This is a genomic window from Rhodococcus sp. NPDC004095 (assembly GCF_053604015.1).
This window is the reverse complement of the sequence record NZ_JBSGGS010000009.1, coordinates 251,166-264,896: the sequence shown is the minus strand read 5'-3', so window position 1 is coordinate 264,896 and position 13,731 is coordinate 251,166. Positions and strand designations below refer to the sequence as shown.

At 71.0% G+C, this 13,731-nt stretch carries 11 protein-coding genes; all 11 read left to right on the top strand.

What is annotated here, in order from left to right; genetic code table 11:
* The first annotated feature begins 100 nt into the window (after nucleotides 1-100).
* The 11 genes from ACWEPG_RS19240 to ftsW all read left to right on the top strand — a co-directional run bounded on the left by ACWEPG_RS19240 (nucleotide 101) and on the right by ftsW (nucleotide 13,731).
* Complete coding sequence (locus ACWEPG_RS19240; protein ID WP_452595026.1) at nucleotides 101-502, top strand: SAV_6107 family HEPN domain-containing protein; 402 nt, start codon at nucleotides 101-103, stop codon at nucleotides 500-502.
* Nucleotides 503-691: 189 nt separating this feature from the next.
* Nucleotides 692-1,108: a DUF3040 domain-containing protein gene (locus tag ACWEPG_RS19235; protein ID WP_450116113.1), complete on the top strand. Its 417-nt coding sequence runs from the start codon at nucleotides 692-694 to the stop codon at nucleotides 1,106-1,108.
* Between the two features lie 445 nt (nucleotides 1,109-1,553).
* Nucleotides 1,554-1,985: a division/cell wall cluster transcriptional repressor MraZ gene (mraZ, locus tag ACWEPG_RS19230; protein WP_450116114.1), complete on the top strand. Its 432-nt coding sequence runs from the start codon at nucleotides 1,554-1,556 to the stop codon at nucleotides 1,983-1,985.
* Nucleotides 1,986-2,245: 260 nt separating this feature from the next.
* Nucleotides 2,246-3,202 carry a 16S rRNA (cytosine(1402)-N(4))-methyltransferase RsmH gene (gene rsmH, locus ACWEPG_RS19225; RefSeq protein WP_452595062.1) on the top strand — a complete coding sequence of 319 codons (957 nt, stop codon included), beginning with the start codon at nucleotides 2,246-2,248 and terminating at the stop codon, nucleotides 3,200-3,202.
* Nucleotides 3,199-4,035 (top strand): hypothetical protein, encoded by an 837-nt coding sequence (locus ACWEPG_RS19220; protein ID WP_452595025.1) that lies wholly within the window; start codon nucleotides 3,199-3,201, stop codon nucleotides 4,033-4,035. The genes rsmH and ACWEPG_RS19220 overlap by 4 nt, the downstream gene beginning before the upstream one ends.
* Nucleotides 4,036-4,100: 65 nt before the next feature.
* Nucleotides 4,101-5,930 carry a peptidoglycan D,D-transpeptidase FtsI family protein gene (locus ACWEPG_RS19215; protein ID WP_452595061.1) on the top strand — a complete coding sequence of 610 codons (1,830 nt, stop codon included), beginning with the start codon at nucleotides 4,101-4,103 and terminating at the stop codon, nucleotides 5,928-5,930.
* Nucleotides 5,931-6,113: 183 nt separating this feature from the next.
* A complete protein-coding gene (locus ACWEPG_RS19210; RefSeq protein ID WP_452595060.1) occupies nucleotides 6,114-7,787 on the top strand; it encodes a UDP-N-acetylmuramoyl-L-alanyl-D-glutamate--2,6-diaminopimelate ligase in 1,674 nt (557 codons plus the stop codon).
* Nucleotides 7,784-9,295, top strand: coding sequence for a UDP-N-acetylmuramoyl-tripeptide--D-alanyl-D-alanine ligase (locus ACWEPG_RS19205; RefSeq protein ID WP_452595024.1), 1,512 nt, complete (start codon nucleotides 7,784-7,786; stop codon nucleotides 9,293-9,295). The genes ACWEPG_RS19210 and ACWEPG_RS19205 overlap by 4 nt, the downstream gene beginning before the upstream one ends.
* A complete protein-coding gene (mraY, locus tag ACWEPG_RS19200) occupies nucleotides 9,292-10,371 on the top strand; it encodes a phospho-N-acetylmuramoyl-pentapeptide-transferase (RefSeq protein WP_452595023.1) in 1,080 nt (359 codons plus the stop codon). The genes ACWEPG_RS19205 and mraY overlap by 4 nt, the downstream gene beginning before the upstream one ends.
* Before the next feature lie 224 nt (nucleotides 10,372-10,595).
* Nucleotides 10,596-12,044 (top strand): UDP-N-acetylmuramoyl-L-alanine--D-glutamate ligase, encoded by a 1,449-nt coding sequence (murD, locus tag ACWEPG_RS19195; RefSeq protein WP_452595059.1) that lies wholly within the window; start codon nucleotides 10,596-10,598, stop codon nucleotides 12,042-12,044.
* Nucleotides 12,031-13,731, top strand: a complete 1,701-nt coding sequence (ftsW, locus tag ACWEPG_RS19190; RefSeq protein ID WP_452595022.1) for a putative lipid II flippase FtsW — start codon at nucleotides 12,031-12,033, stop codon at nucleotides 13,729-13,731. The genes murD and ftsW overlap by 14 nt, the downstream gene beginning before the upstream one ends.

The following is a 13,731-nucleotide window of genomic DNA, read 5'->3' as shown; positions in this document are numbered from 1 at the left end:
CGGATTGCACGGCAGGCGGGTGCGGGGGTGGATCCGAGGGGCGACGCGGGTCCGGGTGCTCTTCGGATTCCGCGGGCAATGCAGGGGAGGTGTTCGGCAGATGGCAATTCGGGTGACTCTGCTCGACCGGGCGGACGCACTGCTGGCGGAGGCGGCCGGGGCGCGTGATCCGGCGGACCGGTTCCTGGCGGCGTACCTGGCGGCGTTGCGCGGTGCGGGCGCGGCGCTCGCCGGTCGCACGCCGCGCTCGCGGTCCCGGAGTGCGTGGGTGCTGTTGAGTCGGGTCGAGCCGGACCTGTCCGGGTGGGCGGAGTTCTTCGCGTCGCACTCCGACACGCGGGCCGCGATCGAGGCCGGCATCTCCCGCACGATCACCGCAGCCGAGGCGGATCGCTTCCACGGAGAAGTGTCCAGGTTCCTGACCGTGGTCGAAGAGCGCCTCGAGGTCGTGGGCTGCCGGGGCCTTCGGGGTGAGGGTGGTCTCGTCCGCGCGTCGGCATAGGGTCGGGCGGGCCTGCCCACCAGGGCATCTGTGTGTCCGAGGGAAAATCTCGGGCAACTCGTTGTCGGAGTAGGTGGTACGGGGTGACGTGTACTCGTATCATTGACGACAGGTAGCCGCGAACGTCGGCAACCGGTCGATTCGACCCAACGATTCGGCCGCCAACTTGATGTGCCGGGGGAGGTAACCGTGCCACTCTCCGAGCACGAGCAGCGGATGCTCGATCAGATCGAGAGCGCTCTCTACGCCGAAGACCCTAAGTTCGCGTCCTCTGTGAGGGGAGGCCGTATGCGTGCGGCCTCGAGCAAGCGTCGGATGCAGGCGGGGGCCCTCTTCGTCCTCGGACTCGTTCTCCTGGTTGCGGGGATTCCCCTCGCAGCCAAGGCGGGCGTATTTCTGATCATCAGTCTGCTCGGCTTCCTTGTGATGTTCGGTGCCGGAGTTCTGTTCCTCAGGTGGGGATCAGGTCCGGGTGTGAAGGCGGGATCGGGCGAGAAGTCCGGGCCCGCGTCGTCGGCCAGTAAGCCTTCGGGCGGCCGTAAGAGCGGCGGCGGATTCTCGTCCCGCATGGAAGACCGATTCAAGAAGCGGTTCGAGCAGGAGTAGCGAACTCCGGCTTCGACTCGCAGCGAAAAGGCGCGACACGGTGTGTCGCGCCTTTGTCGTGTCTGCACGTCGTGAGTGCGTGGTGGGCGTGCCCTCGGGCCGTCCCCACCGCGCCCCACCGGTGCCCCCCACCGCGCCCCACTGCGAGCCCCACTTCGGTCCGCGTAATTGTCCTCGCGGCCCGAAGTGGTCGATGAGCTGGGACATTCGGCGGGCCGTGTGGCCACGCTCTCGGTGAGATCAACGTCGTGGTAGACGACACACGAAAATCCCCCCACCTTCCGCCACTGCTGTGACCTGCAATGACGGTCCGAAAGCCGTGAAGGTTGCGGCATGTTCGCCTTGTGCGTGGGGGAAAGTGGGGTAACGTGGTGCGCACTGGTTCACCGGGGTGAACCACAGGGTGAGGCCGTTCGTTTCTCGGAACGACTGGGGAGGTGTCGAGATGTTTCTCGGTACCTACACGCCGAAGCTCGACGACAAGGGGCGACTGACGTTGCCCGCGAAGTATCGCGATGCACTGGCGGGAGGGTTGATGGTCACGAAAGGGCAGGACCACAGCCTCGCGGTGTATCCGCGCGAAGAGTTCACCGCCCTCGCCCGACGGGCCGCAGCGGCCTCACGGAGCAACCCGGAAGCCCGGGCCTTCGTCCGCGCGCTCGCGGCGGGAGCCGACGAACAGCACCCCGACTCCCAGGGGCGCATCACCCTGTCCGCCGACCACCGGCGCTACGCCGGCCTGACGAAGGAATGTGTGGTCGTCGGATCGGTCGACTTCCTTGAGATCTGGGATGCCCAGTCGTGGCACACCTATTCCGAGGAGAACGAGGAAACCTACTCCCAAGCCAGATCCGAATCCCTCAGCGACATCCTGTAGCCGCCATTCGTCATCGGCGGATGCCGCGCGGCCTCTGCCCGATACCGACCCTGACGCACTTCCCCAGCGCCAGGTTCGGTGGATCGGACAGAGACCTCGCGGCACCCGCCCCCACCTCGACACCCGGTCGGGACCGACCGCAGCCACGACCGACGACGCAGAAGACCGAACAGGACCGCAAGGGAGAACTCGTGGACGACGAAGCGAACCCGCCCGCGGAGGATTCCGGCCGGGTCCCCGAGTTCGGTCACGTCCCCGTGATGCTCACTCGCGCAGTGGAACTCCTCGGGCCCGCGATCACCCGCGAATCCGAGGACGGGTCGGGTGCGGTGATGATCGACGCCACCCTCGGCCTCGGTGGGCACTCCGCGCACTTCCTGCAGGCGTACCCGGGACTGCGCCTGATCGGTCTCGACCGCGATCCCGCCGCACTGGAGATCGCGGGAGGTAGGCTCGAGCGGTTCGGTGATCGAGTCACCCTGGTGCACACCAGGTATGACGGCATCGCCGATGCCCTCGAGATCGCGGGGTACGACCAGGTCGAGTCGGTACACGCCATCCTGTTCGACCTCGGGGTGTCCTCGATGCAACTCGACGAGGCCGACCGCGGTTTCGCGTACTCCGTCGACGCCCCGCTGGACATGCGGATGGACCCGACTCGGGGCCAGACTGCCGCCGACATCCTCAACACCTACAGTCACGGCGAGCTCGCCCGGGTCCTCAGTACCTACGGCGAGGAACGCTTCGCCGGGAGAATCGCGTCGGAAGTGTTGCGACGCAGGAAGATCGAGCCGTTCACCACCAGCTCGCAGTTGGTCGAGGTGATCTACGCGTCCATTCCGGCAGCGACCCGGCGCACCGGCGGGCATCCCGCCAAGCGCACCTTCCAGGCACTGCGGGTGGAGGTCAACGGCGAACTCGACTCGCTGCGCGCGGCGATCCCCGCGGCGCTCGACTCGCTCGCGGTCGGTGGCCGCGTGGTGTTCATGTCCTACCAGTCCCTGGAAGACCGACTGGTCAAGCAGGAACTGACCCCGCGCACCAAGTCCCGGAGCCCGGAGGGCCTGCCGGTCGAGTTGCCGGGTATGGGACCGGAGTTCGAGATGCGCACGCGCGGTGCCGAGCGCGCGAGCGAGCAGGAGATCGAGGAGAACCCGCGGGCGGCACCGGCGCGATTGCGCTGTGCCGAACGAATTTCGAGGAGGGCGACGGCATGACAGTTCCCGTGCGATCGGCTGCCGTGCGCGAGCGTGGCACGACGACTTCGGTCCGCCCCCGCACCAGCGGACGGGCACCGGCGACCACCGGCGACCGCTCCACCGCGCGGCCCCAGGCCGGTTCCCGGTCGACCGCGGCCCAGCGCGCATACGCCAAGCGCAACCAGCGGGCCGCGATCACGGCCCCCGTCTCCCGTACCAAGCGGGGCACCTTCACCGCTCGAATCCCGTTCGTGGCGACCATCATCGGTCTCCTCTCGGTGGGGCTGGCGATCACGCTGCTGCTCACCACCCGGGCCGCCGAGGACTCATACAAGCTGAGCGCGGCAAAGGCGCACAACCAGGAACTCGTGGAGAAGAAGGCCGCGTTGGAGCGCGACTTCCTTGCCGCGAACTCGGCGCCGGAGCTCGCCCGCAAGGCGGCCGCACAGGGCATGATCCCGGCCAGGGACGTGGCCCGGCTCGTCGTCGCCGAGAACGGCGCGGTCACCGTGGTCGGTGATCCCAAGCCGGCACAGGGCGCGCCGGTCGTGCCGCCGCCGGCACCGGCCGCGCCTGCCGGCGGGGCGACCCCCAATGCCGGCACCGCCCGCGGGACCGGACTGGCCGCCGCGAATCTTCCCGCGGTCGGCTCCCGGGCGGCCACCCCCGCACCGGTGTCCCCGGCGCCGGCGGCTCCGGTCCCCGCGCCCGCCGCGCAGGCCGTCATCGCCGCACCGGTGCCGGCCGCCACGCCGCAGGCAGGCAATCCGCAGCAACCCGCAGCGCAGGATGGACAATTGGTCCCCATGGCGCGAGGAGAACAGGCAGGTAACCAGGGCGGTCCGCAGTGAGTGGAGGCCGCCCCTCCCAACCCCGTCGCACAGCTCCGCGCGGCGGGGTTCGCCGTTCCGGCAACATCCGGACGCGGCGCGCCGATCTCGGCGAGTCGTCGAGCTTCCGGTTCCGGCACCGCACCGGCCGGTTCGTCATGTTCGCCGCCCTCGGCATCGCGGTACTCCAGTTGCTGTGGATCCAGGGCGTCCAGGCGCCGCGCCTGTCCGCGGAGGCCGCGGACCAGCGCTCGACCACCCTCGTCGACCCGGCCACCCGCGGGTCCATCACCGACCGCAACGGCAAGCCGATCGCGTTCACGATGGAGGCGAAGGCGCTGACGTTCCAGCCGCCGAAGGTCCGCAAGGAGATCGAGGAGGCCGCGCGGAAGAAGGGCGAGGAGCCCAAGGTGGACGACCGGCTCGAGGCCATCGCGAAGGGCATCCACGACAAGCTCGGCGATGCGGCGCCGCAGAAGGACGTGCTCGCCAAGCTCAAGAGCAACCTGACCTTCGAGTACCTGGCCCGCGGCGTGGACCCCGACGTGGCCGCGAAGATCGTCGACGAGTTCCCCGAGGTCGGGCTCGAGCGGCAGGACATCCGCGAGTACCCGGGCGGCGCGCTCGCCGCGAACCTCGTCGGCGCCACCGGCTGGAACGGGCACGGACTGCTCGGCCTCGAGGACTCGATGGACTCCACCCTCGCCGGCACCGACGGCTCCCAGACCTACGACCGCGGCTCCGACGGCGCCGTCATCCCCGGCAGCTGGCGGGACAAGCAGCCTGCCGTCAACGGCTCCGGGGTGGAACTGACCATCGACGCGGACCTGCAGTACTTCGTGCAGCAGCAGGTGCAGCAGGCCAAGGACCTTTCCGGAGCGAAGAACGCGTCCGCGGTGGTCCTCGACTCGCACACCGGTGAGGTCCTGGCGATGTCGAACGACAACACCTTCGACCCGTCCATCGGCGTCGGCAACAACGTGAAACGGGAGATGGGCAACCTGGCCGTCAGCACCCCGTTCGAACCCGGCTCGGTGAACAAGATCGTCACCGCCGCCGCGGCGATCGAAGCCGGACTGACCACTCCCGACGAGGTGCTGCAGGTGCCCGGGTCGATCCAGATGGCCGGGGTGTCCGTCAAGGACGCGTGGGACCACGGAGTGGTCCCGTACACCTCGACCGGCGTGTTCGGGAAGTCGTCGAACGTCGGCACCCTGATGCTGGCGCAGCGGGTGGGGGAGGACCGGTTCGCGGACATGCTCGGCAAGTTCGGGCTCGGTCAGCGCACCGAGGTCGGGCTGCCGGGTGAGAGCGCCGGCGACGTGCCCAGCCGGGACCAGTGGTCGGGCGGAACCTTCGCGAACCTGCCGATCGGCCAGGGTCTGTCGATGACGCTGCTGCAGATGGCCGGGATGTACCAGGCCATCGCCAACGACGGGATGCGGATCCCGCCCCGGATCGTGCGGGCCACGGTGGACGCCGACGGGAACCGCACCGCGACCGAGCACCCGGAGGGCGTGCAGGTGGTCAGTGAGCAGACAGCCGCCACCGTCCGCGACATGTTCCGATCGGTCACCCAGCGGGACCCGATGGGCTACCAGCAGGGCACCGGGGCCGCCGCCTCGGTCGAGGGATACCAGGTCAGTGGAAAGACGGGTACCGCGCAGCAGGTCGACCCCGGCTGCAAGTGCTACTCGAACTCGAACTACTGGATCACCTTCGCCGGCATCGCGCCCGCCGACAAGCCCCGCTTCGTGATCGGCATCATGCTCGACGCGCCGGTTCGCAGCGCGGACGGGTCCGGCGGGCAGTCCGCGGCGCCGCTGTTCCACAACATCGCCGCGTGGATCCTGCAACGAGACAAGATCCCGCTGTCCGCGGACCCGGGCCGGCAGCTGGTGCTCCAGGCCGACTGACCGAGCTCGCCGGTACTCACCCCACCGGGATGCGAATCTCCGTTTCCAGATCAACGCCGGTAACGTGACACGTCGGTCCGTCGACCGACATCGCGACCGGACCACCCCGCCACCCGAACCCTTGAGAGGAATCACCTGCCCGTGCAAGGGACCAACGAGAGCGCCGAGGCGGGTCCGCCGAGTGTGACCCCGGAGGCGGGTCCGCCGAGTGTGACCCCGGAGGCGGGTCCGCCGGCTGTGACCCCCGGACCGCGACCGACGCACCCTCCGTCCACGGCCGTGGCCGGTCTGGCAGAGCTCGTGGGCGCCGAACTGCGGTGGATCGGCGGCGGTGCCGGCCGGGCTCACGGCGGCGGTGCCGGCCGGGCTCACGGCGGCGGTGCCGCCCAGGACCACGGTGACTCGGCGGACGTCACGGTCATGGGAATCGACCTGCGGGCGCAGGGCGTGCAGCCGGGAGACCTGTTCGCCGCGCTGCCGGGCGCACGCGCCCACGGCGCCGACTTCGCGGCCACCGCCCTCGACCGGGGTGCGGTCGCGGTCCTCACCGATCCCGCCGGCCTGGAGCGGATCGCCCCGCCCGCGGCGCCGCTGCCGGTGCTGGTGCATCCCGATCCGCGTGCGGTGCTCGGGATCGTCTCCGCCGCCGTGTACGGCAACCCGTCGCAGCGGCTGCGGATCGTCGGCATCACGGGCACGTCGGGCAAGACCACGACCTCGTACCTCGTCGAAGCCGGACTGACCGCCGCCGGCCGTCATCCCGGACTGGTCGGCACCATCGAGACCCGCATCGACGGACGTCGCGTCCCGAGTGCGCTGACGACGCCGGAGGCGCCGCAGCTGCATGCGCTGTTCGCGGCGATGCTCGAACGCGGCATCGACACCGTGGTGATGGAGGTGTCCAGCCACGCGCTCGCACTCGGCCGAGTCGCAGGCACCGAGTTCGCGGTCGGCGCGTTCACCAACCTGTCGCAGGACCACCTCGACTTTCACAGTGACCTCGACGACTACTTCGCCGCGAAGGCGCGGCTGTTCGACCCGGCGTCGACGGTGCATGCCGCCCGCGCGGTCGTCTGCGTCGACGACGAGTGGGGCGCGAAGATGGCGACCGTCGCCGGCCCCGACACCGTCACCGTGAGCACCACCGGCGCGGCAGCGTGGACGGCGTCCGGGGTCACCACCAGCGCCGACGGCACCCAGAGCTTCGCGGTCGTCACTCCCGACGGGCAGAACCTGACCGCCACGCTGCGCCTGCCGGGCCGGTACAACGTGGCCAACGCGCTGCTCGCGCTCGCCGTCCTGCACGAGTGCGGCGTCGCGCCGGCCGACGCGATCCGCGGGCTCGCCGAGGTCGACGTGCCCGGACGGGTGCAGCGCATCGACCGCGGCCAGCAGTTCCTCGCGGTCGTCGACTACGCCCACAAGCCGGCGGCACTCGAGGCCGTCATCGCCACACTGCGCGGCCAGAGCAGCGGCCGCCTCGCCGTCGTCGTCGGTGCCGGCGGAGACCGTGACCAGGGCAAACGCCCACTGATGGGTGGGGCCGGGGCGCGTGGAGCCGACCTGCTGGTGATCACCGACGACAACCCGCGCAGTGAGGACCCGGCCACCATCCGGGCCGCGCTGCTCGAGGGCGCGCGGGCGGTACCCGAGGACCGGCGCGGCGAGATACGTGAGATCGGCGACCGCGCCGAGGCGATCGCCGCGGCCGTCGAGTGGGCGGGCCCCGGTGACATCGTGCTCGTCGCGGGCAAGGGACACGAGATCGGACAGGAGATTGGTGGGGTGAAGTACCCATTCGACGACCGCGAGGTCGTCGCGGAAGCCATCGACCGGGTGAGCGGAGCGGCTCGATGATCGAAATGTCCCTGGCCCGGATCGCCGAGATCGTCGGCGGCACCCTGCACGACGTCGCGGACCCCGACGCCACCGTCACCGGCACCGTCGAGTTCGACTCGCGCAAGGTGACCGCCGGGGGACTGTTCCTGGCGCTGCCCGGCGCCCGCGTCGACGGTCACGACCACGCCGCCGCGGCGATCGAGGCCGGCGCGGTCGCGGTGCTCGCGGCCCGCCCGGTCGGGGTGCCCGCGATCGTCGTCGCCCCGCTCGGCCCGTCGGACAGCAACGCCATGGCCCTCGAACACGACACCGACGGGTCGGGCGCCGCGGTGCTCGCGGCACTCGGCCGGCTCGCACACGCGGTGACCACGGAGCTTTCGGGTCTGACCGTGGTCGGCGTGACCGGCTCGTCCGGCAAGACGTCCACGAAGGATCTCCTCGCCGCGGTGCTCGCCCCGCTGGGGTCGGTCGTTGCGCCGCCCGGATCGTTCAACAACGAACTCGGTCACCCGTGGACCGCGCTGCGCGTCGACGCCGGCACCGACTATCTGGTGCTCGAACTCTCGGCCCGGGGGATCGGGCACATCGCGCAGCTGGCCGCGACGGTGCCGCCCCGGATCGGTGTCGTCCTCAACGTCGGGACCGCGCACCTCGGCGAGTTCGGCTCGCAGCAGGCGATCGCGACCGCGAAGGGTGAGCTGGTCGAGGCGCTGCCGTCCGCCGAGGACGGTGGTGTCGCGGTCCTCAACGCCGACGACCTGCTGGTCGCCGCGATGGCGCAGCGCACCCGCGCCCGCGTCGTCACGGTCGGGCAGTCCGCGTCGGCCGACGTGCGCGCGGTCGACGTTCACCTCGACGACCAGGCGCGCGCCGAATTCACCCTCGTCGCCGCCCGGGGCAGCGCCCGGATCACCCTCGGCGTGCACGGCGAACACCAGATCGGCAACGCGCTCGCCGCCGCCGCCGTCGCCTTCGAATGCGGCGCGAGCATCGAGCAGGTCGCGACTGCGCTCGGCGCCGCCCGCGCGGTGTCGGCGAAGCGGATGGACGTGCGTACCCGCGCCGACGGTGTCACCGTCGTCAACGACTCCTACAACGCCAACCCCGACTCGATGCGGGCCGCACTCAAGGCGCTGGTCACCATGAGCCGCGCCGGCGCGCAGCCGCGACGCACCTGGGCGGTACTCGGCGAGATGGCCGAACTCGGCCCGAATACCGTCGTAGAGCACGACGCCATCGGCCGACTGGTGGTCCGCCTGGACGTGACCCGGCTGATCGTCGTCGGCGAGGGCAGGCCGCTGCGAGGCATGCATCAGGGCGCGGTGATGGAAGGGTCCTGGGGCGAGGAGTCGATCCTCGTGCCCGACCAGGACGCGGCGCTCGAGATTCTGCGACGTGAGGTGCGGCCCGGCGACATCGTGCTGGTCAAGGCATCGCAGTCGGTGGGCCTGTGGACGGTGGCCGACGCGCTGCTGACGGACCCGCCTGTGGACGACCCCGAGACGAACGAGGAGCACGACCGGTGAGACAGATCCTCTTCGCGGGTGGCATCGCGCTCGCGGTGTCCATCCTGCTGACCCCGGTGCTGATCAAGATGTTCTCCCGTCAGGGTTTCGGACAGGAGATCCGGGTCGAGGGCCCGGCCAGCCACCAGGCCAAACGCGGCACCCCCACGATGGGTGGCGTCGCGATCATCATCGGCCTCTGGGCCGGCTACTGGGGATCGCACCTGATCGGCATCGGCTACGACGCCGACGGCCCGCGCGCCTCCGCGCTGCTGGTCCTCGGACTGACCACGATCCTCGGTGCGGTCGGCTTCCTCGACGACTTCATCAAGATCCGCAAGCAGCGCAACCTGGGCCTGAACAAGACCGCGAAGCTGGTCGGCCAGCTGATCGCCGCGGTCCTGTTCGGTGTCCTCGCACTGCAGTTCCGTGGAGCGTCCGGGTTGACGCCGGGCAGTACGCACCTGTCGTACGTCCGGGACATCACCACCGTGACCATGGGGTCGGTGGTGTTCATCGTGTTCGTGTACCTGCTGGTCAGTGCCTGGTCCAACGCGGTGAACCTGACCGACGGCCTGGACGGACTGGCCGCGGGATCGATGACGATGGTGCTCGGCGCCTACACCGTCATCACGTTCTGGCAGTACCGCAACGCGTGCGAGACGAACCCGGCCAAGGGCTGCTACGACGTGCGCGACCCTCTCGACCTGGCGCTGATCTGCGCCGCCGCGGCAGGCGCCTGCATCGGCTTCCTGTGGTGGAACGCGGCGCCCGCGAAGATCTTCATGGGCGACACCGGTTCGCTGGCCCTCGGTGGCCTGCTCGCCGGCCTGTCCATCGTCACCCGTACCGAACTGCTGATGGTCGTCGTCGGCGCACTGTTCGTCGCCGAGGCGGCGTCCGTGGTGGTGCAGGTCGCGGTGTTCCGGTCCAGCCGGCGCCGGGTGTTCCGAATGGCGCCGTTCCACCACCACTTCGAACTCGGTGGCTGGGCCGAAACGACCGTGATCATCAGATTCTGGCTGTTGGCGGCGATCGCGTCCGCGGTGGGCCTGGCGCTGTTCTACAGCGAGTACCTCGCGGTGGTCGGGGACTGACGGTGCCCGCGACGACACGGCCATCCCTGCCCGAGGCTTCGCCCGAGGGCGCGCCATCCCTGCCCGAGGCTTCGCCCGAGGGCGCGCCATCCCTGCCCGAGGCTTCGCCCGAGGGCGCGCCATCCCTGCCCGAGGCTTCGCCCGAGGGCGCGCCTTCCCTGCCCGAGGCTTCGCCCGAGGGCGCGCCTTCCCTGCCCGAGGCTTCGCCCGAGGGCGCGCCTTCCCTGCCCGAGGAGCTGGCGCGGCTGCGCGGGGCTCGAGTGCTGGTCACCGGCGCGGGCATCTCCGGTCGGGCGTTGATCGCCCCGCTTCGTGACCTCGGGGCGGAGGTCACCCTCACCGACGGCAATGCCGAGGCGCTCGCGACTGCCGCGGCCGAGCACGGCGTCGCGACCGCGACGCCCGACGAGGCGGCCGCCGCCGTCGTCGACTTCGCCCACGTGATCACCAGCCCGGGCTGGCGACCGGACTCCCCGGTGCTCTCGGCCGCAGCCGGTGCGGGCATCGCGATCTGGGGTGATGTCGAGTTCGCGTGGCGGGTCGACCGCGCGGAGCTGTACGGTCCGGCCCGACAGTGGCTGGTGGTGACCGGCACCAACGGCAAGACGACCACGACGTCGATGCTCGAGTCGATCCTGCGGGCGGCTGCCGTTCCGGCCGTGGCCTGCGGCAACATCGGCCTGCCCGTCACCGATGCGTTGCGCGCACCCGACGGCTACCGGGCGCTGGCCGTCGAGCTCTCGAGCTTCCAGCTGTTCTGGGCGCCGTCCGTACACCCGACCGCGGGTGCCGTGCTCAACATCGCCGAGGACCACCTCGACTGGCACGGCGGCATGCAGGGCTATGTCGACGCGAAGGCGCAGGCACTGACCGGTGGGGTCGCGGTGCTCGGTCTCGACGACCCGGTCGCCGCGTCGCTGTCCGATCGCAGCCGGGCCGAGCGCACGGTCGGCTTCCGGCTCGGTGTCCCCGGACTCGGAGAACTCGGCATCGACGGAGACCGGCTGGTGGACCGCGCCTTCGCGGCCGAGCCCACGGGCGAGACCCTCGCGTCCGTCGAGGACGTCACCCCGGCCGGACCCGCCGGGCTGATGGACGCCCTCGCCGCCGCCGCCCTCGCGCGCGCCGTCGACGTGCCCGCGACCGCGGTGCGGGACGGGCTGCGGAACTACCAGGTCGGGCCGCACCGCGCGGCCCCGGTCGCCGAGGTCGCGGGCGTCACCTACATCGACGACTCGAAGGCCACCAACCCGCACGCGGCCCGAACCTCGCTGCTCGCGCACCCGCGGGTGGTGTGGATCGCCGGCGGACTGCTCAAGGGCGCGCACGTCGACGACCTGGTCGCCGAGGTCGCCGACCGGCTCGTCGCGGCGGTGCTGTTCGGTCGCGACGCCGGTGAGATCGCGGACGCACTGGCCCGACACGCGCCGCAGGTCCCCGTCCGGCGCATCGAAGAGGGGCACGATGAGCGGGTGACCTCGACCGACGCGCCCGAAGCGGTGATGGCGCGCGCGGTACAGGTCGCCGCCGAGGTCGCGGCACCCGGCGACGCCGTGCTGCTGGCGCCTGCCGCCGCCTCGCTCGACATGTTCACCGACTACGGCCACCGCGGACGAAGCTTCGCGGACGCCGTGCACGCGCTGCCGGGCGACCAGGACCATGTCGACGGCTGAGCGGCGCAGCCCCGCACCCGGTGACAAGGGCCGCACTCCTGCGGCCGGCGACAAGGGCCGCCGCCCCGCGCCCGGCGACAAGGGCCGCCGCCCCGCAGCCGGTGCCAAGGGGCGTCCGGCCGCCCGCAAGGCCTCCGGTCGTACCGATCCACGCCGGTCCGCACTGTCGCTGAGCGGCGTCCGCGCCCGGTTCGGTGCCTGGCTGTCGCGGCCCCTCGCGTCGTTCCACCTGATCGTCACGATCGCCACGCTGCTCACCGTCCTCGGCCTGGTGATGGTGCTCTCGGCGTCGAGCGTGGAGGCGTACGCGGACACCGGGTCGGCGTACAGCATGTTCACCACCCAGGTGATCTACGCCCTGCTCGGCGCCGTGCTGTTCTACCTCGCCCTGCGCATCCCGGTGCACGTCCTGCGCAAGCTCGCTCTGCCCGCCTTCGTGGTGTCACTGATCATGCTGTTCCTGGTCCTGATCCCGGGCATCGGCACGATGTCGGGCGGTGCGCGCCGCTGGTTCACGCTCGGGACGTTGTCTTTCCAGCCGTCCGAGCTGGCGAAGGTCGCGCTCGTGATCTGGGGTGCGCACGTACTGGCCACCCGGCGCCCCGGCGCACCCGTCAAGGAACTGCTGATCCCGCTGGTCCCGGGTGCGCTGCTGGCGTCGCTGCTGGTCATCCTGCAGCCGAACTACTCGACGACCGTCACGTTCGTGATCGTGGTCGGCGCCCTCCTGTGGTTCGCCGGGTTGCCTGCGAAGTTGTTCGGGGGCGCGGTGATCGGCGTCGGGGTCGGTGCGTTGGCCCTGGCCTTCTCGGCCGATTACCGGGCCGCCCGCATCTTCGGCTTCCTGAATCCCGGCGACGATCCGCAGGGCGCGAACTACCAGAGCCGCCAGGCGAAGTTCTCGCTGGCCGACGGCGGCCTGTTCGGTCGGGGCCTCGGCCAGTCGCGGGCCAAGTGGAACTACCTGCCGAACGCCCACAACGACTTCATCTTCGCGATCATCGGCGAGGAACTCGGCTTCATCGGCTGTGTGGCGGTCCTCGGACTGTTCGCGCTGTTCGTCTACGCGGGCCTGCGGATCGCGATGCGCTCGGTGGACCCGTTCCTGCGGCTGCTCACCGCGACCGCGACCACCTGGATCCTCGCGCAGGCGATGATCAACATCGGGTACGTGATCGGGTTGCTGCCGGTCACCGGACAGCAGCTGCCGCTGGTGTCGGCCGGTGGCACCTCCACGGCGATCACGCTGCTGATGTTCGGCATCATCGCCAACGCGGCCCGGCACGAACCGGAGGCCGTCGCGGCGCTGCACGCCGGTCAGGACGGCCGATTCGGTCGGCTGCTGCGGTTGCCGAAGCCCGAGCAGTACTCGCCGGGCAAGGCCGCGGCCGCGCGTCGCGAGGCGGCGGACAAGGCCGACCGCAAGCGGGCCGCGCAGCGGGAGGCGCAGCGCCGCGCCGCGCAGCAGCGGGAGCGGCGCCGCCGGGAGGACCAGCATCGTCGCGACGAGCAGCGCCGCCGCGAGGAGCAGCGTCGCCGGGAGCAGCAGGGTCGCCGGGCGCCGCAGGGACAGGGGCCGGACCCGCGCCGTCGGCAGGCACTAGCATCGGACCCGCGGCGGGACCGGTCGTCCGGACGTCGCGAAGACCGTGACCGTGGCTTTGGTGAACGAGGGTTTCGTAGGTGA